The 20,767-nt window shown below is 43.6% G+C and carries 27 protein-coding genes; 24 read left to right on the plus strand and 3 right to left on the minus strand.

Going from position 1 to position 20,767, the window contains the following annotated elements; all coding sequences use genetic code 11:
- Positions 1 to 63: 63 nt before the first annotated feature.
- The 9 genes from alaS to LRR81_RS02125 all read left to right on the plus strand — a co-directional run bounded on the left by alaS (position 64) and on the right by LRR81_RS02125 (position 8,241).
- Positions 64 to 2,700, plus strand: a complete 2,637-nt coding sequence (alaS, locus tag LRR81_RS02085; protein ID WP_231787639.1) for an alanine--tRNA ligase — start codon at positions 64 to 66, stop codon at positions 2,698 to 2,700.
- A gap of 81 nt (positions 2,701 to 2,781) precedes the next feature.
- Positions 2,782 to 3,048 (plus strand): IreB family regulatory phosphoprotein, encoded by a 267-nt coding sequence (locus LRR81_RS02090; protein ID WP_231787640.1) that lies wholly within the window; start codon positions 2,782 to 2,784, stop codon positions 3,046 to 3,048.
- Between the two features lies 1 nt (position 3,049).
- The gene (gene ruvX / locus LRR81_RS02095) at positions 3,050 to 3,466 is read left to right on the plus strand and encodes a Holliday junction resolvase RuvX (protein ID WP_231787641.1); all 417 of its coding nucleotides are present in this window, start codon (positions 3,050 to 3,052) and stop codon (positions 3,464 to 3,466) included.
- A gap of 68 nt (positions 3,467 to 3,534) precedes the next feature.
- On the plus strand, positions 3,535 to 3,819 hold the full coding sequence (locus LRR81_RS02100) for a DUF1292 domain-containing protein (RefSeq protein WP_231787642.1): 285 nt from the start codon (positions 3,535 to 3,537) through the stop codon (positions 3,817 to 3,819).
- 129 nt (positions 3,820 to 3,948) lie between these two features.
- A complete protein-coding gene (mltG, locus tag LRR81_RS02105) occupies positions 3,949 to 5,061 on the plus strand; it encodes an endolytic transglycosylase MltG (protein ID WP_408631576.1) in 1,113 nt (370 codons plus the stop codon).
- 182 nt (positions 5,062 to 5,243) lie between these two features.
- Complete coding sequence (locus LRR81_RS02110; protein ID WP_231788586.1) at positions 5,244 to 5,906, plus strand: O-methyltransferase; 663 nt, start codon at positions 5,244 to 5,246, stop codon at positions 5,904 to 5,906.
- Between the two features lie 74 nt (positions 5,907 to 5,980).
- Complete coding sequence (gene udk / locus LRR81_RS02115; RefSeq protein ID WP_231787643.1) at positions 5,981 to 6,616, plus strand: uridine kinase; 636 nt, start codon at positions 5,981 to 5,983, stop codon at positions 6,614 to 6,616.
- A 252-nt stretch (positions 6,617 to 6,868) separates the two neighbouring features.
- A complete protein-coding gene (greA, locus tag LRR81_RS02120) occupies positions 6,869 to 7,345 on the plus strand; it encodes a transcription elongation factor GreA (RefSeq protein WP_231787644.1) in 477 nt (158 codons plus the stop codon).
- Between the two features lie 194 nt (positions 7,346 to 7,539).
- Positions 7,540 to 8,241, plus strand: coding sequence for a DUF1510 family protein (locus LRR81_RS02125; RefSeq protein WP_231787645.1), 702 nt, complete (start codon positions 7,540 to 7,542; stop codon positions 8,239 to 8,241).
- A 197-nt stretch (positions 8,242 to 8,438) separates the two neighbouring features.
- Here LRR81_RS02125 and LRR81_RS02130 read toward each other — a convergent pair whose 3' ends face one another.
- Positions 8,439 to 8,645 carry a YrzA family protein gene (locus tag LRR81_RS02130; RefSeq protein WP_231787646.1) on the minus strand — a complete coding sequence of 69 codons (207 nt, stop codon included), beginning with the start codon at positions 8,643 to 8,645 and terminating at the stop codon, positions 8,439 to 8,441.
- A 179-nt stretch (positions 8,646 to 8,824) separates the two neighbouring features.
- Between LRR81_RS02130 and LRR81_RS02135 the strand changes: the two genes are divergently transcribed.
- The 6 genes from LRR81_RS02135 (at position 8,825) to LRR81_RS02160 (ending at position 13,164) form a co-directional block, all read left to right on the plus strand.
- Positions 8,825 to 9,466 (plus strand): class I SAM-dependent methyltransferase, encoded by a 642-nt coding sequence (locus LRR81_RS02135; RefSeq protein WP_231787647.1) that lies wholly within the window; start codon positions 8,825 to 8,827, stop codon positions 9,464 to 9,466.
- Positions 9,467 to 9,568: 102 nt separating this feature from the next.
- On the plus strand, positions 9,569 to 10,270 hold the full coding sequence (mtnN, locus tag LRR81_RS02140; protein ID WP_231787648.1) for a 5'-methylthioadenosine/S-adenosylhomocysteine nucleosidase: 702 nt from the start codon (positions 9,569 to 9,571) through the stop codon (positions 10,268 to 10,270).
- A 22-nt stretch (positions 10,271 to 10,292) separates the two neighbouring features.
- Positions 10,293 to 11,216 (plus strand): PLP-dependent cysteine synthase family protein, encoded by a 924-nt coding sequence (locus LRR81_RS02145; protein ID WP_231787649.1) that lies wholly within the window; start codon positions 10,293 to 10,295, stop codon positions 11,214 to 11,216.
- A gap of 2 nt (positions 11,217 to 11,218) precedes the next feature.
- Positions 11,219 to 12,352, plus strand: a complete 1,134-nt coding sequence (locus LRR81_RS02150) for a bifunctional cystathionine gamma-lyase/homocysteine desulfhydrase (RefSeq protein WP_231787650.1) — start codon at positions 11,219 to 11,221, stop codon at positions 12,350 to 12,352.
- Positions 12,353 to 12,421: 69 nt separating this feature from the next.
- Positions 12,422 to 12,670 carry a YrhC family protein gene (locus tag LRR81_RS02155; RefSeq protein ID WP_231787651.1) on the plus strand — a complete coding sequence of 83 codons (249 nt, stop codon included), beginning with the start codon at positions 12,422 to 12,424 and terminating at the stop codon, positions 12,668 to 12,670.
- A 353-nt stretch (positions 12,671 to 13,023) separates the two neighbouring features.
- Positions 13,024 to 13,164: a YrzI family small protein gene (locus LRR81_RS02160; RefSeq protein WP_231787652.1), complete on the plus strand. Its 141-nt coding sequence runs from the start codon at positions 13,024 to 13,026 to the stop codon at positions 13,162 to 13,164.
- Positions 13,165 to 13,429: 265 nt separating this feature from the next.
- Here LRR81_RS02160 and sigK read toward each other — a convergent pair whose 3' ends face one another.
- Positions 13,430 to 14,158 carry an RNA polymerase sporulation sigma factor SigK gene (gene sigK / locus LRR81_RS02165; RefSeq protein ID WP_231787653.1) on the minus strand — a complete coding sequence of 243 codons (729 nt, stop codon included), beginning with the start codon at positions 14,156 to 14,158 and terminating at the stop codon, positions 13,430 to 13,432.
- Between the two features lie 231 nt (positions 14,159 to 14,389).
- Here sigK and LRR81_RS02170 point away from each other — a divergent pair, with 231 nt between their 5' ends.
- Positions 14,390 to 15,127, plus strand: a complete 738-nt coding sequence (locus LRR81_RS02170) for an SGNH/GDSL hydrolase family protein (protein ID WP_231787654.1) — start codon at positions 14,390 to 14,392, stop codon at positions 15,125 to 15,127.
- Positions 15,128 to 15,181: 54 nt separating this feature from the next.
- Here the strand turns inward: LRR81_RS02170 and sda are convergent, their stop codons facing one another.
- A complete protein-coding gene (sda, locus tag LRR81_RS02175) occupies positions 15,182 to 15,322 on the minus strand; it encodes a sporulation histidine kinase inhibitor Sda (RefSeq protein ID WP_231788587.1) in 141 nt (46 codons plus the stop codon).
- Between the two features lie 322 nt (positions 15,323 to 15,644).
- Between sda and LRR81_RS02180 the strand changes: the two genes are divergently transcribed.
- Genes LRR81_RS02180 through LRR81_RS02215 form a run of 8 tightly spaced genes read left to right on the plus strand, consistent with a single transcriptional unit; the run spans position 15,645 to position 20,713 of the window.
- Complete coding sequence (locus LRR81_RS02180) at positions 15,645 to 16,172, plus strand: YqeG family HAD IIIA-type phosphatase (protein ID WP_231788588.1); 528 nt, start codon at positions 15,645 to 15,647, stop codon at positions 16,170 to 16,172.
- Positions 16,169 to 17,269: a ribosome biogenesis GTPase YqeH gene (gene yqeH / locus LRR81_RS02185; protein ID WP_231787655.1), complete on the plus strand. Its 1,101-nt coding sequence runs from the start codon at positions 16,169 to 16,171 to the stop codon at positions 17,267 to 17,269. The genes LRR81_RS02180 and yqeH overlap by 4 nt, the downstream gene beginning before the upstream one ends.
- Before the next feature lie 31 nt (positions 17,270 to 17,300).
- Positions 17,301 to 18,143, plus strand: coding sequence for a shikimate dehydrogenase (gene aroE / locus LRR81_RS02190; protein WP_231787656.1), 843 nt, complete (start codon positions 17,301 to 17,303; stop codon positions 18,141 to 18,143).
- On the plus strand, positions 18,137 to 18,430 hold the full coding sequence (gene yhbY, locus LRR81_RS02195; protein WP_231787657.1) for a ribosome assembly RNA-binding protein YhbY: 294 nt from the start codon (positions 18,137 to 18,139) through the stop codon (positions 18,428 to 18,430). The genes aroE and yhbY overlap by 7 nt, the downstream gene beginning before the upstream one ends.
- Before the next feature lie 14 nt (positions 18,431 to 18,444).
- Positions 18,445 to 19,017: a nicotinate-nucleotide adenylyltransferase gene (locus tag LRR81_RS02200; RefSeq protein ID WP_231787658.1), complete on the plus strand. Its 573-nt coding sequence runs from the start codon at positions 18,445 to 18,447 to the stop codon at positions 19,015 to 19,017.
- Positions 19,004 to 19,564 carry a bis(5'-nucleosyl)-tetraphosphatase (symmetrical) YqeK gene (gene yqeK / locus LRR81_RS02205; protein ID WP_231787659.1) on the plus strand — a complete coding sequence of 187 codons (561 nt, stop codon included), beginning with the start codon at positions 19,004 to 19,006 and terminating at the stop codon, positions 19,562 to 19,564. The genes LRR81_RS02200 and yqeK overlap by 14 nt, the downstream gene beginning before the upstream one ends.
- A gap of 40 nt (positions 19,565 to 19,604) precedes the next feature.
- Positions 19,605 to 19,961: a ribosome silencing factor gene (gene rsfS / locus LRR81_RS02210; protein WP_231787660.1), complete on the plus strand. Its 357-nt coding sequence runs from the start codon at positions 19,605 to 19,607 to the stop codon at positions 19,959 to 19,961.
- Positions 19,958 to 20,713, plus strand: a complete 756-nt coding sequence (locus LRR81_RS02215) for a class I SAM-dependent DNA methyltransferase (protein WP_231787661.1) — start codon at positions 19,958 to 19,960, stop codon at positions 20,711 to 20,713. The genes rsfS and LRR81_RS02215 overlap by 4 nt, the downstream gene beginning before the upstream one ends.
- Positions 20,714 to 20,767 lie beyond the last annotated feature (54 nt).

Here is a 20,767-nt window from a genome sequence, read left to right on the forward strand (position 1 = left end):
GCAGGAACGGGAGTTTTTTTGTATTCTGCCTGTTTATCAAGCATTCATATAGGAGGAAATGTAATGAAATTGTTATCATCTGCAGAAGTGCGCCAAATGTTCCTGGATTTTTTTAAGGAAAAAGGACATTCCGTTGAACCAAGTGCCCCGCTTGTGCCGCAGGACGATCCATCGCTTCTTTGGATCAACAGCGGTGTAGCAACACTGAAAAAATATTTTGACGGCCGTGTTATCCCGGAGAACCCGCGGATCGTTAACGCCCAAAAATCCATCAGAACGAATGATATTGAAAACGTCGGAAAAACGGCGCGCCACCATACTTTTTTTGAAATGCTCGGCAACTTTTCCATTGGCGATTATTTCAAAAAAGAAGCGATTATCTGGGCGTGGGAATTTTTAACTGATGAAAAATGGATCGGATTTGATGCTGAAAAGCTGTCAGTAACGATTCATCCTGAGGATCACGAAGCATTTGAAATTTGGACAAAAACAGTAGGTGTGCCGGAAGAAAGCATTATCCGCCTTGAAGGAAACTTCTGGGATATCGGAGAAGGCCCGAGCGGACCCAATACGGAAATTTTCTATGACCGCGGTGAAACCTATGGAAATGATCCGGCAGATCCGGAGCTGTATCCAGGCGGGGAAAACGAACGTTACCTTGAAGTGTGGAACCTTGTATTTTCTGAATTTAATCATAATCCTGATGGAACGTATACACCGCTGCCGAAAAAGAACATTGATACAGGCATGGGGCTTGAGCGGATGTGCTCTGTTATTCAAAATGTACCAACAAATTTTGATACAGACTTGTTCATGCCGATTATTGAAGCAACTGAGGCAGTCTCAGGCCAAAGCTACAGGGAAAACAATGAAAAAGATACAGCTTTTAAAGTGATAGCCGACCATATTCGGACAGTAACCTTTTCAATCGGAGATGGAGCGCTTCCTTCAAATGAAGGCAGAGGCTACGTTCTCCGCAGGCTATTAAGGAGAGCTGTTCGCTATGCGAAGAAACTCGGCATCAGCCGTCCCTTTATGTATGAGCTCGTTCCGGCTGTAGCTGAAATTATGGTTGACTTTTATCCGGAAGTAAAAGCAAAATCCGCTTTTATTCAAAAAGTTATCAAAAATGAAGAAGAACGCTTCCATGAAACATTGAATGACGGTCTTTCCATTCTTTCTGAAGTAACAAGAAAAGAAAAGGCAGCTGGGAAAAGTGTGATTCCGGGCGAGGATGTTTTCCGTCTGTATGATACTTATGGATTCCCTGTCGAACTTACTGAAGAATACGCTGAAGATGAAGGCATGACCATTGACCGCGCAGGCTTTGAAAATGAAATGGAAAAGCAGAGAGAACGGGCAAGAGCTGCCCGCCAGGAAACAGGCTCCATGCAGGTCCAGGGCGGTGTGCTCGGAGAAATTACAGCTGAGAGCACATTTGTCGGCTATGATGTGCTTGAGACTGAATCAGCAGTCATTGCTATTGTACAGGACGGACAGCTGGCAGAGGAAGTTCACGAAGGACAAGAGGTTCAGCTGATTCTTGATAAAACGCCATTTTACGCTGAAAGCGGCGGCCAGATTGCTGATGAAGGAACGTTAAGCTCAGAAGGAGTCCTTGTCAGAATTAAAGATGTTCAAAAAGCGCCTAACGGCCAAAATCTTCACAGTGCAGTCATAGAAAGCGGCATACTAAAAACAAATGATGCGGTTCTTGCAAAAGTCAGCAGAGACAACCGGACAGGCATTATTAAAAACCATACAGCCACACATCTGCTGCACCAAGCGCTGAAGGATGTACTCGGTACACATGTCAACCAGGCAGGGTCGCTCGTTGAAAACAGCAGACTGCGCTTTGACTTCTCACATTTCGGCCAGGTGACACAGGAAGAACTGAAACAAATTGAAAGAATCGTTAATGAAAAAATCTGGCAGTCCCTTGATGTAAACATTGAGTACAAGCCGATTGATGAAGCAAAAGCGATGGGGGCAATGGCCCTGTTCGGCGAAAAATACGGAAACATTGTCAGGGTCGTTCAAATTGGCGGGTACAGCCTTGAGCTTTGCGGAGGCTGCCACGTTGCCAATACATCAGCAATAGGGCTTTTCAAAATTTCTTCTGAGTCAGGCATTGGAGCCGGTACAAGAAGAATTGAGGCTGTAACAGGCAAGGCTGCATACGAAGCAATGAACAGCCAGATCGATATTCTGGCAGAAGCCGCAGCAAAGCTGAAAGCAGCTCCAAAGGATGTTTCTCAAAGAGTTGACGGACTTCTTTTGGAATTGAAAAATGTACAGCGTGAAAATGACTCATTGAATGCAAAGCTTGGCAATGCCGAAGCATCAGGCCTTGTTGGCAAAGCAGTTGAAATTAATGGTGTAACCCTTTTGGCAAGCACTGTGCAGGCTAAGGATATGAACAGCCTGAGAGGAATGCTTGATGATCTGAAGAACAAGCTCGGCTCAGCTATCGTTGTGCTTGGAGCTGCAGCAGATGGAAAAGTCAACCTCGCTGCAGGGGTCACAAAGGATCTGACAGAAAAAGGCTACCATGCCGGCAAGCTGATCAAGGAAGTGTCAGCACGCTGCGGAGGAAGCGGCGGAGGACGTGCTGACATGGCGCAGGCAGGCGGAAAAGACCTTGAAAAATTGGAAGCAGCTCTTAAATATGCAGAGGAATGGGTAAAATCCGTTTTATAATTCCCGGCTGTAGTGTAAAATGTTAATAAGAGTGGACACTTGAGCTATTTCGGGCAAGATTCCGGGAAAGAGGTGCAGATCGTGAGTTCGTTCGATAAAACGATGAAATTCAACTTTTCGGAAGAAACGGTTGAGGCCGATGTAAAAGAAGTTTTGTTTACGGTATACAGTGCTCTTGAGGAAAAGGGCTACAATCCGATCAATCAGATTGTCGGATACCTATTGTCAGGAGATCCTGCATACATCCCCCGTCATCGCGATGCGCGCAACCTGATCAGAAAACTGGAACGCGACGAACTGATCGAGGAATTGGTCAAATCGTACTTAAAAAACCATCGCGAGGGATAAAATGCGAATATTAGGGCTTGACTATGGAACAAAAACAGTCGGTGTGGCTGTCAGCGATTATTTTGGCTGGACAGCACAAGGATTGGAAACAATTAAAATTGATGAAGAAAATAAAAAATTCGGACTGGACAGGCTTTCAGAAATACTGCAGAATGAGGAAGTCGAAAAAATTGTTGTCGGCCTGCCCAAGAATATGAACGGGACGATCGGACCGAGGGGAGAAGCGTGCCAGCGCTATGCTGAAATGCTGAAAGAAGCCTATGGTCTTCCGGTTATTCTTTGGGACGAGAGGCTGACTACAATGGCTGCAGAAAGAATGCTCATTGAAGCAGATGTCAGCAGGAAGAAGCGTAAAAAGGTCATTGATAAAATGGCCGCAGTGATGATCCTGCAGGGCTATCTGGACAGCCTGAAGTGATGGATGGCATTCCCGTCCTCCGAGCAAAATAAGACATATCATCATAATGGATAGAAGAGGTGAAGAAAATGGAACACGGTGAAAAGCAAATTACAGTAGTAGATGAACAAGGAAACGAGCAGCTTTGCGAGATCCTTTTTACATTTGAATCAGACAGGTTTAACAAGTCTTATGTCCTGTACTACCCTATAAGCAGCGACAATGAAGATGAAGAAGAAATTGAAATTCATGCATCCAGCTTCGTTCCGAACGATAATGGGGAAGATGGAGACCTTGAACCGATCGAAACTGAAGAAGAGTGGGATATGGTCGAAGAAATGCTGAATACCTTCTTTGAAAACGAAGAAGAATAAAGGTAAAAAGCTGAGTGTTGACGCACTCAGCTTTTTTTTCGCGGGTTTTGTGGACTGTTCCCCTTAATTTTTGCCGAATAGGAGCGAAAATTGTATTATAATAGACGGAACAGGTTAAGGGGGCGTATGATGACAGACAAAAATAACTTTAAGGGGATGCTTACGCAGCAGCCTCAAAAGAAACAAAAAAGAAAAAAGACGATGCGCGCACTGCTTGCAGCGGTTATTGTACTCTTGATTGCTGCCGCCGCAGCTGTTTTTTACATAATGCTGTGCCTGAAACCGATTGACTCTGGCAGCAGCGATCAGCAGAAGGTTTCCATCCCAACAGGTTCATCTGTTCGGGAAATTGCCCACAGGCTGAAAGATGCCGGCCTTATTCGAAATGAAAACATTTTTAAGGTCTACGTCAAATATAAAAATGCATCCGGTTTCCAGGCTGGTGAATATCTTTTTACGAAAAGCATGTCACTGGATGAAATGATTGCCTTGCTTGAATCCGGAAAAGCTTCGCCCAATTTTGCTTTTCAGATTACTGTACCGGAAGGCAAGCAGCTGAAGCAAATTGCAGCTCTAATCGCGGCAAAATCCGGCTATAAGGAACAGGAAGTCCTCAATACAATGCAGGATAAAACCTTTCTTCAAAACCTGAAACAGAAGTATCCTGATACCCTGAAGAAGGACATCGACAATAAAAATATTAAGTATCCGCTGGAAGGGTACCTGTATCCGGCAACCTATCCTTTTGAAAAACAAAATACACCGCTTGAAACCATTATTGAAACAATGATTAAGCCAACAGACGAAATGGTCAAGAAATACAGCGGGCAGATTCAGCAGAAGAAACTATCCGTGCATCAGTTTTTGACAATGGCTTCACTAATTGAAGAAGAAGCCACTCAAAAAACAGACAGAGGAAAAATAGCGAGCGTCTTTTACAACAGACTGGAGAAAAAAATGCCGCTCCAGACGGATCCGACAGTTCTTTATGCGCTTGGAAACCATAAATCAAAGGTGTATTACAAAGACCTGAAAGTGAAATCGCCCTATAATACGTATCTGAACAAAGGTCTCCCGCCGGGTCCTATCTCCAATGCAGGGGAAACATCTCTTGAAGCTGCGATTAATCCGGATAAAACCGACTATCTTTATTTCCTGGCGAGCAAGGATGGAACAGTAGTATTTACGAAAAACCTAAAGGATCATAACACACAGAAAGAAAAGCATATTACTGGAAAATAAAGAGCCTTAGCCGGCTCTTTTTTTCTGCCTATTATCAGGCATTGCGCCTATCTATGTTCAATACAATGTTTTTATGCTAAAATATATCGAGTTATTGGTGAAAAGCTGTAATTAGAAGCTCATACATACAGCTAATTAAGAGTAAAAAGACCCTGCTTCTTTTTGCAATAGGAGGAAATAGTATCTTGCATGAGGACAAACTGCAGCTTTATCTCGAAAGTCTGATTCCTTCTGAGCCGGAATATATCCGCGATATGGAGGAATACGCCAAGGAAAACCAGGTTCCCATTATGGAAAAGGCGGGAATGAACGTTTTGCTTCAGCTTTTAAGGCTTCATTCGCCTGCAGCCATATTAGAAATAGGAACAGCCATTGGTTATTCAGCCATCAGAATGGCTCAGGCTCTTCCAAACACCAGGATTGTCACACTGGAAAGAGATGAAGAGAGATACAAAGAAGCTGTCAGGCGGGTGGAGTCCGCAGGTCTTTCCGGCAGGATAACCGTTTTATTCGGTGATGCGCTGGAGCTGAGCGGTGAGGTGAGCGGGAGGATGCCTTTTGATGCCTTGTTTATTGACGCGGCAAAAGGGCAGTACAGACGCTTTTTTGAATTGTACGAGCCGATGCTTTCAGCAAACGGCATTATCATCACAGATAATGTATTGTTCAGGGGACTTGTTGCAGAGGATCCGGAAGAAATCGAAAGCAAAAGGATCAGAAGCCTGGCAGCAAAAATCCATTATTATAATGAATGGCTTGTGAGCCATCCGGATTATATGACATCCATTATTCCAGCCGGTGACGGCATAGCTTTAAGCATAAAAAAACCGCCAGCAGACCGTTAAAGCTGCTGGCTAAGTAAAGCTGCTGCAATCCATCAAGGACCAAGCAGCAAGAGGTGAAAGGGGGTATTGAGCAAATGGGCAAGAAGCCTGTTGTTATAGGAGTTGCCGGCGGCTCCGGCTCTGGGAAAACAAGTGTAACCAAAGCCATTTACGAGCATTTCAAAGGCCACTCCATTATGATGCTGGAACAGGATTATTACTACAAGGATCAAAGCCATCTTCCTTTTGAAGAGAGGCTGAATACGAATTATGATCACCCGCTTGCCTTTGATAATGAGCTCTTGATCGAGCACTTAATTAAGCTGCTTCAATACGAGGCAATTGAAAAACCGGTTTATGATTATAAAATCCATACGCGGGCAAGTGAAGTGATTCCTACAGAGCCGAAGGATGTTATTATCCTTGAAGGAATTTTAATTTTAGAGGATGAAAGGCTTAGAGATTTAATGGACATCAAGCTTTTCGTTGATACAGACGCTGATCTTCGGATTATCCGCCGCATGCTCCGGGATATCAAGGAGCGCGGAAGGTCAATTGATTCTGTCATTGAACAGTATGTGTCAGTTGTAAGGCCGATGCACAACCAATTCATTGAGCCGACAAAGCGGTATGCGGACATTATCATCCCTGAAGGCGGCCAAAATCATGTGGCCATCGATATAATGGTAACAAAAATTCAAACAATTCTTGAACTAAACGCTATTTTGTAATAACATAGCATAGATAAAGTGTACTGTGACCATATTATGTATAGACTGTTAAAGAATTCATTAAGATGCTTTTGCAGCCAAAGCAAGCGAATAAGCTTGCCTTTTTTCGCATATACAATTTGCAAAGAAGTCAATAATGAACGAAGAATGAGCGTGAGGACATCATTGTCCTCGCTCTTGTCTATTCTACAGTATTTTACATATGAGAACCTTAGTGGGGGACAGTAAGTATTTCTGAAGGAGTGATAGGGAATGGCGCAAGAAAAAGTATTTCCAATGACAGAAGAAGGAAAACAGAAGCTTGAGCAGGAACTGGAATATTTAAAAACGGTGAGACGCAAAGAAGTTGTTGAACGTATTAAAGTAGCCCGGAGCTTCGGAGACCTTTCTGAGAACTCTGAGTATGATTCTGCAAAAGAAGAACAGGCTTTCGTAGAAGGCCGCGTGACCACGCTTGAAAACATGATCCGCAATGCGAAAATCATACAGGAAGATGAAGGCAGTACAGGCCAAGTAAGCCTTGGAAAAACGGTAACTTTCCAGGAGCTTCCTAACGGTGACGAAGAATCATACACAATCGTCGGAAGTGCTGAAGCAGACCCCTTCGAAGGGAAGATTTCCAACGATTCTCCTATTGCAAGAAGCCTGATGGGCAAAGGAGTCGGAGATGAAGTAAGCGTTCAGACTCCCGGCGGTGAAATGCAGGTTAAAATCGTTAACATTAAATAAAAGCATTTTGTGAAAAACACCTCACCCGTTTTTGGATGAGGTGTTTCTCATTTAAGAGGGGAAAAGGGTAATGCTTTCTAGAGCCAGCTGACATTGTATGCTGCCGGGGATGCTTTTCCAAGGTCATCCTGGATTGATTCATGAACTGATGTTAGAATAGTACAGATAGATAAGGGCAAAAGGAGTGGAAATACATGAATAGCTCGCGATATCAAAAGCGCGGTAAAAGAAGAAAAACAAATGTAGTGTTAAATGTTCTAATCGGGGTTATTTTTGTCCTGATTATAGTTGTAGGCTCACAGCTTATCTTCGGAGGCAGCGGCAGCAAGCAGCAGGCATCAAAGGTAGACAGCAGCCAGCAAACATCAAATTCCGCAGCACAAGATAGCAAGCAGCCGGCTGATTCCAGCGGTTCCAATCAGGACCAAAACCAACAGGGAACTTCATCCGATCAAAATACATCTGATCAGACTGGCTCAGATGATCAGAATGCATCATCCGATCAAAATGCATCAGAGGATCAAAATGCTGACAGCGAAAATTCTCAAAAAAATGACGAAAAATCATCAGATGACCAGCAGGCAAAAGATGAAGATAAAAACAGCAGCCCTGCAGCACAGTCAGATTGGAAGCCTGTCGGCACATCCCAATCAGAGCCTCACACTGCCACATACCAAAAAGATTCACAGGACTGGGCAGAAATGAAGAAAGCAATGAGTTCTGCAACAGGTATTTCTGAAAGCAACATGACGGTATGGTTTATTGGCAACAACGGCTCGCCAAACGATGCCAAAGGCACCATTTCAGATAAAACAACAAAAGAAAAATACAAGGTATCATTGCACTGGGTAACGAACGAGGGCTGGCAGCCTGTTAACGTAGAAAAAGCAAACTAAATGAAAAACATCCTCCAGCAAAACCGGAGGATGTTTTTTTATAGGCTAAGTTTAAAGAAGAATGTTTACATTACGCACCTGATGATCTGCGTTCAAGCGGGGAGACTTCTGCGCGCTCAGCGTCCGCCCTTCGTACTGAAATCAACAGCCAATTTTAATAAGGAATAGTTTTCAGAAATACGATATCTGCGCCTTTCTCATGCTTTCGCTTTAAAATGAACCGCTGCGCTGTAAAACCTTCTTCCATGCTCTGTTACATGCATCTGATGCGATACGGAATGGACCTCAAGCAATATTGCTTTATTGGATTCTATTTGTTCAGTGATTTTTTTCTCAAGAGCTTTCAGATCTTCTCCTTCGAAAAATTCAATTTTATCCTTTATAAAATCAAGCTGAAAATTCATTATCTGTGCCTCCTTTTGCTCATCTTTATTCTACTGGTTGTCCTGCCTGTCAAACAAGCCTGTTTTATTCCGGATTTCAATGAAAAAAGTTGTCAGAAGAACGTCCATGTGGTAATCTGTGAAAGATTAATTCATACTATACTCATAGGAATTGTATATTTTAGTGGAGAGTGAACGATATGGGGAGAGAATTTCTGGATGTGTTTGAAGCATGGGCGGAGAAATATGATCAAGCCGTAACAGGCCATGATGATGAATACAAAGCGGTTTTCCATCACTATGAGGATATATTGAAAAACGTTGTGCAGAAGGCAGGCTGTTTCGTCCTTGAGTTCGGTACAGGAACCGGAAACCTGACAGAGGTTCTCGCATTTAGCGGCAAACAGGTCTATGGGATCGAGCCGTCTGAACCGATGAGAAAGCAGGCCCTAAAAAAGCTTCCCGCGGGAATACAAGTGGCAGATGGAGATTTTCTTGACTTTCCTCTTCCGGATTTTCGTATTGATACCATTGTCAGCACCTATGCCTTCCACCATTTAACAGATGAGGAAAAGGGGCTCGCTGTCACTAAGTATGGCAGGCTTCTCCCGACTGGTGGTAAAATAGTGTTTGCAGATACTGTATTTGTTGATCAGAATGCCTTTCATGCTGCTATTGCCAAGGCAAAAATTCAAAATTTCTTAAGTTTGGCCAAAGATCTGGAAACTGAATATTATACAACTCAGCCTGTGCTGAAAGCGATATTTGAAAGAAACGGCTTTTCCGTCTCTTTCACAGCAATGAACGAGTTTGTATGGATCATAGAGGCAGTGAAGAGGTAATCGGTCAGAGCGGGACCGTGAGCTCTCTAAAAGCATATATAAGAAATAAGCTGATTAACTGAGTACGGCATGCGGCAAATTTATAAAAAAGGAATGTTAAAAATGAGAATAGCTATTATCGGAGCAATGGAAGAAGAAGTTGCCATACTGAGAGAAAAGCTTGGGAGTGCAAGCACGGAAACTGTTGCCGGCAGCGAATTTACATCAGGTGTATATAAATGGGCAGAAATCGTTCTCCTTAAATCAGGCATTGGCAAGGTCAACGCAGCAATAAGTACAACCCTTCTTCTTGACCGCTTTCAGCCTGACTATGTGATTAATACAGGCTCTGCAGGCGGATTCTACAGTGAATTAAATGTAGGGGATATTGTCATTTCGAAAGAAGTGCGCCACCATGATGTGGATGTTACAGCCTTTGGCTATGAATATGGCCAAGTGCCCGGCCTGCCGCCGGCTTATCTGCCTGACCCGCTTCTTCTGGAGCTTGCAGAAGCATCTGCCTTTAAACAGGAAGGCGTGCAAATCACAACAGGATTAATCGTTACCGGTGATTCTTTCATGAACGATCCTGAGCGGGTAGAATACATCCGCACAAAATTTAAAGACATTTATGCAGCTGAAATGGAAGCTGCCGCTATTGCACAGGTATGCCATCAGTTCGGCGTTCCATTTGTCATTATCAGGGCCCTGTCGGATATTGCCGGAAAAGAATCCGATGTGTCCTTTGAGCAATTCCTTGATAAGGCTGCGGTAAATTCGGCAGGCCTTGTTCTTTCCATTGCAGAACAGCTGAATAACAAATAGAAAACGGCGCAGGTGAAAAACAATGCAAATCGTCAAAGGAATCGAGGGCCTGATCGGCTCTACACCGCTTTTTGAAATATCTAAATTCCCCCTTCCGGAAGGGGTCAGGCTGTTCGCCAAGCTTGAATTTTATAATCCTGGCGGCAGCATAAAAGACCGTCTTGGAGTAGAGCTGATTGAAAAAGCATTGCAAACAGGCAAAGTGAAAAAAGGCGGAACCATCATTGAACCGACAGCAGGAAATACAGGCATAGGCCTCGCCTTGGCAGCGCTCTCACGAGGTCTTAAGGTCATTGTGTGCGTTCCGGAAAAATTCAGCATTGAAAAGCAGCAGACAATGAAGGCGCTGGGCGCTGAAATCATCAATACCCCCACTGCTGAAGGCATGAAGGGAGCCATAAAAAAAGCGGAGTCGCTTCTGAAGGAAATACCCGGCTCTTACTGTCCTCAGCAGTTCGGCAATCCCTGGAATCCGATGACTTATTACCATACACTGGGCCCTGAAATCTGGCACCAGCTTGATGGCCATGTGGATGTATTTGTGGCAGGGGCTGGAACAGGCGGGACTTTTATGGGAACGGCTAAATTTTTAAAAGAAAAAAACAGCCTCCTGAAAAGCGTAATCGTGGAACCGGAAGGCTCCATTCTAAATGGCGGGGAATCAGGGCCTCACAAAACAGAGGGGATCGGCATGGAATTCCTCCCAGGGTATATGGAGCCGGACTATTTTAATGCCATTTATACGATAAGTGATAATGATGCATTCAGCATGGTAAAGGAACTGGCGAAACAGGAAGGGCTCCTCACAGGCAGTTCATCAGGAGCGGCGATGAAGGCAAGCCTGCTTGAGGCAGAGAAAGCGGCACCAGGAACGAATATCGTGACCATCTTTGCTGACAGCAGCGACCGCTATTTGAGCAAAAATATCTTTGAAGGAGGCATATGATCATGAAAAAACTGACTAAGATGATACATGGCGGCATTTCGGGCGATGAGCAAACTGGGGCTGTTTCTGTCCCAATCTACCAGGTCAGCACATACAAACAGAATAGAGTCGGCGAACATAAAGGCTTTGAATATTCCCGCACAGGAAATCCTACAAGGCATGCGCTGGAAGAATTGATTGCAGACCTTGAAGAGGGAAAAGCAGGCTTTGCATTCGGCTCTGGAATGGCGGCCATATCTGCTGTCATGATGCTGTTTAACAGCGGCGATCATGTGATTCTGACAGATGATGTATACGGCGGAACTTACCGTGTGATGACAAAGGTGCTGAACCGCCTTGGCATTCAGTCAACCTTTGTTGATACAAGTAATATCTCAACAATTGAAGCAACCATACAAGATAACACAAAAGCGGTTTACCTTGAAACACCGACAAACCCGCTTCTGAAAATTACTGACATTGAAGCTTGTGTATCTATCGCTAAAAAACATAACCTGTTAACAATCGTGGATAACACGTTCAGCACCCCTTATTGGCAGACGCCGATTACGCAGGGAGCAGATATTGTGCTTCACAGTGCCACAAAATACATCGGCGGCCACAGCGATGTGGTTGCAGGGCTTGTTGTGGCAAATAGCAGCGATCTTGGCGAGAAAATTCATTTTGTGCAGAACTCAACAGGCGGAATCCTTGGTCCGCAGGACTCCTGGCTGCTAATGAGAGGCATAAAAACACTTGGTTTGAGAATGGAAGCGATCGAGAAGAATGCAAGTAGAATCGCAGAGTTTCTTGTAAACCACCCAGCTGTCGGAAAGGTATATTATCCAGGGCTTGCAGACCATGCCAACCATGACATTGCGAAAAAGCAATCAAGCGGCTTCGGCGGCATGATTTCCTTTGACGTCGGCAGCGGCGAAAAGGCGGCAGAAGTCATTGATAAAGTCCGCTATTTCACGCTGGCTGAGAGCCTTGGCGCTGTCGAGAGTTTGATTTCAGTGCCTGCTAAGATGACACACGCATCCATCCCTGAGGATCGGCGGACAGAGCTCGGAATCACAGATGGCCTGATCAGAATATCCATCGGTATTGAAGATGCTGAAGATTTGATACAGGATCTGGAAAACGCACTTTCCTAAAAGTACCAGCCTGCTCGCCTGCTGTTTATGTTATCGTTAAAATGGAAAACATTCTGGCAGGTGATCATATTGTACAAAAAAAGATTAACAGCTTTAATGTCTGACTTTAAAAATTACGGCTATGCATTATTAGCTGTTTGTGTATTTTTATATATCGGGATATTGGTTCCTGATCAGTCTCCCGTTCTGAATGAGGCAAAGGAATTGTTCCGCCAGCACATGTTAATGGGTACGGTAAGCCTATTGCTTGCGGGTTCCCTTCTTTGCTTTATGCAGTCTTTAAAATTTAACAAACTTCTCCGTGAAGAAGCAGAATAACCCGCTGTTCACCCAGCAGGTTATTTTTTTTGCCCTTTTTTCTAAAAACAGTTTACAAAACTCCCATAAATGGATATACTTTACAGGTGAGTATTACTTTAAACTAAGGAGGTCGAATGAAATGATGAGAAGTGTAATCAGATATGCAGGACAATTGAATACTTGCATGTTTCATTCGGCTGATGTAAAGCGGAATTCCTGACTGGCTCCTGAAAGAATCCCTTCACTTTTTCATATCGCCATGAAATGAACATGCGTGTTTGCTTCATGGCGTTATATACGTACGGATAGCGAAAACGCCATGGGTATTTGCCTATGGTGTTTTTTCTGTCCATTGAAGGGAGGTGAGAAGGATGACAATCAACTTATTTTTTATAACCGTATCAATTAAACAAAGTATCAAATCAGGCGAGCAGCATGACCGTGACTTGTATGTAAAGCAGATGATGAAAAAAGTAAAAGACCGCCACATCGATGTGCATTATATCGTCTAAGTTTCTATTTTTAGTAAAAAAATAAGGAGGAGATCAATATGGCAAAATCAAAAACAATCGAATACGTGACGGCGGCGAAGGCCAGTCCCTAGTCTAGCGGCTGGAGCTGGACAATATAGAAAAGCGGAGGCCGCTCGACCAGCCCCGACAAGCGCTGGAGCTGGACAATTCAACTTCTGACAATAAGCTAACTGAGTAAATTTATAAATTCTGTTATGACAAAAAAAACGCCTTTTAAAAAGGCGTTTTTGCTTTGTTCAGGAGATCAGGAATCAGCTCTCGCCTGATTTTTTTTCTCCTTTTCTGCCCGGTAAAATTCATGGAACATCTTCATCAGCGCCCGCTTCTCGATGCGGGAAACATAGCTTCTGGAAATCCCAAGCTCTTTGGCAATCTCACGCTGTGTTTTCTCCTTTTGCAGATGAAGTCCGAATCGTCCAACGATGACTTCCTTTTCCCGATCATCCAAAACATCAATAAATTCCTTTACTTTTTCGAGCTCCATATTGAGCTGAATGGTATCGATCACATCTTCGCTTTCTGATTTCAGTACATCAATTAATGAAATTTCGTTTCCTTCTTTATCCTGACCGATCGGATCATGAAGGGAAACATCTTTTTTTGTCTTCTTTAATGCTCTCAGGTGCATCAGAATTTCATTTTCAATACATCTTGCAGCATAAGTAGCAAGCTTTGTTCCTTTTCCCTGTGAGAAGCTTTCAATGGCCTTAATCAACCCAATCGTCCCGATTGAAATCAGGTCTTCTGCATCCTCGCCGGTATTTTCAAACTTTTTCACAATATGAGCAACCAGCCTCAAATTGTGCTCAATCAATAAGTTTCTGGCATGCTCGTCTCCTTCTGACATCAGCTGCAAGTATTTTTTTTCGTCTGAAGCAGATAATGGCTGAGGAAAGGCATTGTTCTTTACATAACTGACCAGAAATACAATTTCCTTTATCGCATATCCTATTGCAGTTAGGAGTCCTGACATTTCTCCACCTCCAGAGCGTTATGTAGGCAATCGCCCATTGATAAAGTGTATGTGGGAGGAAGGATGTCTGTGTCTGTCAACTTTTGGAGACAGGCAGAAGCGTTAGGATATACAGGATTTTGCCGTTTAAAAAGTTCATTGCGTTCAAAGAAAGGCGATTAATCGCAGGAATGCCTTGAAACATTGGCCCTGCTGTATTATAGTTTTGATTAGCTTGTGGAGGTGCATCGAGTGAAAAAAGGTGTTTTGCTGCTGCTCATTATGTTCTTGCTCTCATCATGTTCTGAGAAAGATTCGCTTCCTGCTGCTGTAGCTTTTGGCGACAGCAATACGAAGGAGGCCAATTGGGCAGTCCGCCATTTTCCTGAAAAAGAAAAATGGGTCAGCCTTCTTTCTCAATCAGAAAAAGGAAGATGGGCAGTTTTTAATGAGGGAATCGGCGGGCAAACAACAGAACATGCAAGAAAGCGGTTTGAGAAGGACGTGCTGAAAAAGAGGCCGGCAGTCGTATTTATTATGTTTGGTACGAATGATGCGCTGATGCAGCCGAATAAGAAGCCGTGGGTCTCAAAAGAACGCTATCATGAGAATCTTGTTTATTTTATTGAGAAAATCAGGAAATATGGCGGCAAGCCCGTTTTAATGACCTGTCTTCCTGTTATAGAAGGTAATGGTACGGTGGAGAAGCTTTATTATTACTCCACACACAATGCTGCCCTGTATGTAAAAGTTGGCGGGGCAAGAAACTGGCATAATTCATACAACAGTGTGATGAGACAGACTGCAAAAGAAGAAGGAGTTCCATTAATTGACCACTGGAAGAACATGGTTAAAAAAGCCGGCGGCCCTACTGATGATCTCCTGATTCAATCAGGGCTGATTGATACATCAGGCTATCATATGACACCAAAAGGAGCCAGGCTGCTGTATGAAAGCATTAAGAAGAGCGGCTATCTTGACCGGAAATAAGCAGGACAACAATCAGCAGAGCAAAAAAAGACGCTCAGTCAGCTTCCCGCATTGTCAGGGTGTGACCCTTATGACATGGGCAAGCGACCGGCGCTTAATTTCACATTCAATCAGCTGAATAAAGTCATAGCTCAGTTTCATTTCTGTTGCTTTTAAATAAGATTCAATCAGCAGTTCGTCCGAAAGTTTTCTCATCCCGGCAGGCCAATTAATTGGCGACACACCTCCGATCACTTCTAAAATGTCAGGCAGCATCATATAGATATAGATTGTGTTTCTTTCTGATATCAATCTAACATGATTTTTTTGGCAGAACAACCGTTCTCTTATCCACAGCTTTTAGTGGATAACTTGTGGGTATAGTGTTTATAAAACATCAATTTACGTGCAACATAAGGAAGAACAATGTGTATAAAATTATCCACAGGTGGTAAAAAAACCCAAAATTTGTCGAAAAGTTTTCTGAACTTTTAAAATAGCTTCCTTATTTATCGAAAATTGTAGAATGAGGTGTGTAATCTTGTTAAAGTATTTTTTGCCAGGTGAATTTGTACAGGATATTTTTGAGATTACTCCTGAAAAACTGAAAGAAAGAGATGTTAAGGGTATTATTACTGATTTGGATAATACTCTTGTTGAATGGGACAGGCCGAGTGCCACGCCGAAGCTGATCCAATGGTTTAAGATGATGAAAGATAACGGCATTAAAGTGACCATTGTTTCCAATAATGCAGAAAAGCGCGTTAAATTTTTTTCCGACCCTTTAACCATTCCGTTTATATACAAAGCAAGGAAACCGATGGGCAGGGCGTTTAGGAAAGCGGTGAGCGATATGGAGCTGACAAAGGATGATGTTGTTGTCATCGGCGACCAGCTTCTGACAGATGTTCTCGGCGGAAACAGAAACGGCTTTCACACCATCCTCGTTGTTCCAGTAGCGAAATCAGACGGAGCTATGACGAAAATTAATCGTAAAATTGAAAGAAGAATTATGCACATCCTAAAAAGAAGAGGCATGATTCAATGGGAGGAACCTTCAAAGTGACAGAATTAGTATGCATTGGCTGCGGAGCAGAAATCCAGTCAGAAAATCCGGCAGAGCCTGGATATGCCCCGCCTGCAGCTTTAAAAAGAGAGCCGATTATTTGCCAAAGATGCTTTCGCTTGAAAAATTACAATGAAATTCAGGATGTTCCGCTGACAGATGATGATTTTTTAAAAATTCTTCATGGCGTTGGACAGTCTGATTCCCTCATTGTAAAAATTGTGGACATTTTTGATTTTAACGGCAGCTGGATTTCCGGCATCCAGCGCTTTGTAGGGAATAATCCGGTTTTGCTTGTTGGAAACAAGGCGGATATTCTCCCCAAATCAGTGAAGCATCAAAAACTGATTCAATGGATGAAAAGAGAAGCGAAGGAAAACGGGCTGAAGCCTCTTGATGTGTTTCTTGCGAGCTCTTCCAGAGGACAGGGGATCAAGGAATTAACAGAGGCGATTGAACAGTACCGTGAGGGCAGGGACGTATATGTCGTCGGCTGCACAAACGTCGGGAAGTCGACCTTTATCAACCGGATCATTAAAGAAGTGAGCGGTGAAAATGATGTCATTACAACTTCTCATTATCCTGGAACAACTCTTGATTTAATCGAGATCCCTCTTGATGACGGCGCCGCCTTATATGATACGCCGGGAATCATTAATCATCATCAAATGGCCCATTATGTGGAAAAGCAAGATTTGAAGCTTCTTTCCCCGAGGAAAGAAATCAAACCTGTTGTTTTTCAGCTTAATGAAAACCAGACTTTGTTCTTTGGCGGACTTGCCAGGTTTGATTACATAAGCGGGGGAAGATCCTCTGTTGTATGCTATATTCCAAGCGAGCTTTATATTCACCGGACAAAACGGGAAAATGCTGATGAATTTTATGAAAAACATAAAGGGGAACTGCTCCAGCCGCCTCACCTGGAAAATGCCGAGGATTTTCCTGAACTCGTGCCATTTACATTCACAACAGGTGAAGAAAAAATGGACATCGTATTTTCAGGCATGGGCTGGGTAACAGTTAATGAACCTGGCAAAAAAGTGGCCGGGTATGCACCGAAGGGTGTTCATGTAACGATTAGAAAGTCCTTGATTTAATACAGCAAGCTTGTAAAGAGGGGGAGCTAGCATGACGGACTTGTACGGGCTGATCGGCTTCCCTGTGAGCCACTCCATGTCACCGGCAATTCATAATGAAGCATTACAGGATTTGCAGCTGGATGCCCATTACCATGCCTTTAAAGTGGAGGAAGGGCAGCTGGAAGCAGCTGTGAATGGCCTGAAAGCCATTGGAATAAAAGGCTTTAATGTAACAGTTCCTTATAAAGAAGCCATTATTCCTTATTTGGATGAGGTAGAAGAAACAGCATCAGCGATTGGTGCAGTGAATACAGTTGTTCACAGCGAAGGCAGGCTGATTGGATACAATACAGATGGAAAAGGGTTTTATTCTTCTCTGAAGCCATTGATGACAAAAAAGCCTGAGGAAGCCAAGATGCTGATTATAGGCGCTGGAGGGGCAGCCAGGGCTATTTATTTTTCGATGGCAACAGTTGGCTGCCTTGCCATTGATATATGCAACAGGACACCATCCAAGGCTGAAAAGCTAATAGAAGAATGCCCTGCTAAACCTATAAGCAAAGCCCTGTCTTTGGCACAGGCTGAAGCAGATTTAGCGGGATATGATATGATAATACAAACCACATCGATCGGCATGCACCCAGATACTGATTCTGTTCCGATCAGTCTTGAAAAGGCTGGGACAGATGCAATCGTATGCGATATTGTCTACAATCCGCTGAAAACGGCATTTTTGCAGCAAGCGGAACAAAAAGGCTGCCGCACGCTGAACGGAGCAGGGATGCTTGCTTATCAGGCAGCCCTTGCGTTTGAATATTGGACAGGCATCCATCCTGATGCAGAAAAGATGAAAACAACTGTGATTAAAAAACTAGGAGGGTCAATATGCTGACCGGTAAACAAAAAAGATTTTTACGATCTGAAGCACACCACTTAAACCCCATTTTCCAAGTAGGAAAAGGCGGGGTCAATGATAATATGGTCAAACAAATTGAAGAGGTACTGGAAGCAAGAGAGCTGATCAAAATCAGCGTGCTTCAAAATTGCGAGGAGGACAAAGATACAGTAGCGGAAAAGCTTGCAGGCGGGGCGAAAGCAGAACTCGTTCAGGTAATCGGAAGCACCATTGTCCTCTATAAAGAATCTAAGGAAAATAAAAAGCTCGACCTTCCGAGATAACGGGCGGGATTATCATGAAAAAAATCGGACTATTTGGCGGAACGTTTGATCCTCCTCATTATGGCCATTTGCTGATGGCGAATGAAGTAAAGGCGGCGCTCTCTCTAGATGAAATATGGTTTATCCCGAATCGCATTCCGCCGCATAAGCAGGATGAGGAGCATTCAGGCAGCCATCACCGTATGAATATGCTGAAGCTTGCCATTGAGGGGCACCAGGAGTTTCATACTGAAAAAATTGAATTGGAAAGACAAGGCCCTTCCTTTACGTATGATACAATGGTGCTGCTGAAGGAAAGGCATCCCGATAAAAAATTTTACTTCATTATCGGGGCTGATATGATTGAGTATCTTCCAAACTGGCATATGATTGATGAGCTGGTATCCATTCTTCAGTTTGTCGGTGTTAAAAGGCATGGGTACAAGACAAAAAGCCCCTATCCGATAATTGAAGTTGAAGCTCCGCAGTTTGAAGTGTCTTCAACAATGCTCCGGGAGAGGTTCGCTAGCGGATATCCCACAGATTACCTCCTCCCTGAAAAAGTCAAAACCTATATAGAGGAGAAGCATCTGTATGGAACGGAATAAGGCGCTTGCCATTGTGAAAGAGCAGCTGACAGAACACCGGTATTCACATACAATTGGTGTGATGGAAACAGCGATAAAGCTTTCGGGAATTTTTGGTGCTGATAAGAAAAAAGCAGAAGAAGCAGCTATTTTTCATGATTATGCAAAATTCAGGCCAAAAGAAGAAATGATGGAGATTATAAAAGAGCAGAATATGAAAAAAGACCTTCTTTTATACAGCGGGGAACTATGGCATGCACCGGTTGGCGCTTATCTTGTCCAAAAGGAAGCCGGCATAACGGATCCGGACGTGCTTGAAGCGATCCGCTGCCATACATCCGGTAAACCAGGTATGTCTCTGCTTGACAAGATTATCTTTGTGGCAGACTATATAGAGCCGGGACGCCATTTTCCAGGTGTGGAAGAGGCAAGAGAGCTTGCTAAGAAGGATATTAACAAGGCAGCAATATTTGCTTTGAAAAATACAATTGCTTTTTTATTGAAGAAAAACCAGGCGGTTTATCCGGATACGATAAACACCTACAATGATTTGATTTTGAACTCATAGCATGTTTATCGTGCAAACAAACAGGAGGAATAAAATTAGAATGAATGAAAGAGAATTGCTGGAGATAACTGCAAAAGCAGCAGATGATAAAAGAGCCGAAGAAATTACAGTGCTGAATATGAAAGGAATATCGCTTATAGCGGATTATTTCCTAATTTGCCACGGTAATTCCGACAAGCAGGTACAGGCGATTGCACGGGGAATCAAAGATGCAGCAGATGAACAAGGCATTGAAGTCAAGAGAATGGAAGGCTTCGATGAAGCAAGATGGATTCTGGTCGATCTTGGCGATGTTGTGGCCCACGTATTCCATAAAGATGAGCGCGGCTATTATAAACTTGAAAAGCTTTGGGGAGATGCTCCTCAGGAGGATTACGCGAGCGGGTTCAGCCAATGATTTACACCGGCTTCGCTTCTGTCTATGATGCTCTGATGATAGAAGCTCCTTATGACAGCTGGAGTGAATACCTGATTAAAAGCATGCAGGAGTATGGGAGCGGAGGAATTTCGCTGCTTGACTCCGGCTGCGGCACAGGTGAAATTTCGGCCCGTCTGAAAAAAGCCGGGTTTGATGTAACAGGCATAGACATCAGCGAAGAGATGCTGGCAGTTGCTCAGCAAAAGTCCGCTGAAGAAGGCCTTCGCATTCCTTTTTATCAGATGGATATGAGAAAGCTGGAAGGCTTTGAAGAGCCGTTTGACGCGATTTTGATCTGCTGTGATTCTCTAAATTATTTAACAAGTGAAGAAGATGTGAAAGAAGCATTCCGTCAGGCGTCAAACAACCTGAAGGAGAACGGGCTGCTTATTTTTGACGTTCATTCCCCGTACAAAATGGAGGAAATTTTTAAAGGCGCCACCTTTGCAGAAGCGGAAGAAGAAGCAAGCTATATTTGGAACTGCTTTGAAGGAGAGGCTCCTCTTTCTGTAGAGCATGAACTGACGTTTTTCATTCAGGAACAGGACGGCCGTTACAGCCGCTTTGACGAGCTTCATCAGCAGCGGACGTTTACACAGCAAAAATATGCTGAAATGCTTTCGGAGGCAGGCTTTGAAACAGCCGCCGTCCATGCTGATTTTACAATGGAATCTCCTCATCCGGAATCAGAAAGAATCTTTTTTATTGCCAAGAAAAACAACCCGGCTTAAAAGCTGGGTTGTTTTTTTGAAATGAAAGAAGGAATGTGCCCCATTGTGTCGAAT

The sequence above is a fragment of the Metabacillus kandeliae genome, from assembly GCF_021166585.1.
GTDB classification, from domain to species: domain Bacteria; phylum Bacillota; class Bacilli; order Bacillales; family Bacillaceae; genus Metabacillus_B; species Metabacillus_B kandeliae.

What these genes read in the sequence shown, in the direction of transcription:
- alaS (WP_231787639.1), top strand. Translation starts at nt 64, where the DNA reads ATGAAATTGTTATCATCTGCAGAAGTGCGCCAAATGTTCCTGGATTTT.
- ruvX (WP_231787641.1), top strand. Translation starts at nt 3,050, where the DNA reads ATGCGAATATTAGGGCTTGACTATGGAACAAAAACAGTCGGTGTGGCT.
- LRR81_RS02100 (WP_231787642.1), top strand. Translation starts at nt 3,535, where the DNA reads ATGGAACACGGTGAAAAGCAAATTACAGTAGTAGATGAACAAGGAAAC.
- mltG (WP_408631576.1), top strand. Translation starts at nt 3,949, where the DNA reads ATGACAGACAAAAATAACTTTAAGGGGATGCTTACGCAGCAGCCTCAA.
- udk (WP_231787643.1), top strand. Translation starts at nt 5,981, where the DNA reads ATGGGCAAGAAGCCTGTTGTTATAGGAGTTGCCGGCGGCTCCGGCTCT.
- greA (WP_231787644.1), top strand. Translation starts at nt 6,869, where the DNA reads ATGGCGCAAGAAAAAGTATTTCCAATGACAGAAGAAGGAAAACAGAAG.
- LRR81_RS02125 (WP_231787645.1), top strand. Translation starts at nt 7,540, where the DNA reads ATGAATAGCTCGCGATATCAAAAGCGCGGTAAAAGAAGAAAAACAAAT.
- LRR81_RS02130 (WP_231787646.1), bottom strand. Translation starts at nt 8,645, where the DNA reads ATGAATTTTCAGCTTGATTTTATAAAGGATAAAATTGAATTTTTCGAA.
- LRR81_RS02135 (WP_231787647.1), top strand. Translation starts at nt 8,825, where the DNA reads ATGGGGAGAGAATTTCTGGATGTGTTTGAAGCATGGGCGGAGAAATAT.
- mtnN (WP_231787648.1), top strand. Translation starts at nt 9,569, where the DNA reads ATGAGAATAGCTATTATCGGAGCAATGGAAGAAGAAGTTGCCATACTG.
- LRR81_RS02145 (WP_231787649.1), top strand. Translation starts at nt 10,293, where the DNA reads ATGCAAATCGTCAAAGGAATCGAGGGCCTGATCGGCTCTACACCGCTT.
- LRR81_RS02150 (WP_231787650.1), top strand. Translation starts at nt 11,219, where the DNA reads ATGAAAAAACTGACTAAGATGATACATGGCGGCATTTCGGGCGATGAG.
- LRR81_RS02160 (WP_231787652.1), top strand. Translation starts at nt 13,024, where the DNA reads ATGACAATCAACTTATTTTTTATAACCGTATCAATTAAACAAAGTATC.
- sigK (WP_231787653.1), bottom strand. Translation starts at nt 14,158, where the DNA reads ATGTCAGGACTCCTAACTGCAATAGGATATGCGATAAAGGAAATTGTA.
- sda (WP_231788587.1), bottom strand. Translation starts at nt 15,322, where the DNA reads ATGAGAAAACTTTCGGACGAACTGCTGATTGAATCTTATTTAAAAGCA.
- aroE (WP_231787656.1), top strand. Translation starts at nt 17,301, where the DNA reads ATGACGGACTTGTACGGGCTGATCGGCTTCCCTGTGAGCCACTCCATG.
- yhbY (WP_231787657.1), top strand. Translation starts at nt 18,137, where the DNA reads ATGCTGACCGGTAAACAAAAAAGATTTTTACGATCTGAAGCACACCAC.
- LRR81_RS02200 (WP_231787658.1), top strand. Translation starts at nt 18,445, where the DNA reads ATGAAAAAAATCGGACTATTTGGCGGAACGTTTGATCCTCCTCATTAT.
- yqeK (WP_231787659.1), top strand. Translation starts at nt 19,004, where the DNA reads ATGGAACGGAATAAGGCGCTTGCCATTGTGAAAGAGCAGCTGACAGAA.
- rsfS (WP_231787660.1), top strand. Translation starts at nt 19,605, where the DNA reads ATGAATGAAAGAGAATTGCTGGAGATAACTGCAAAAGCAGCAGATGAT.
- LRR81_RS02215 (WP_231787661.1), top strand. Translation starts at nt 19,958, where the DNA reads ATGATTTACACCGGCTTCGCTTCTGTCTATGATGCTCTGATGATAGAA.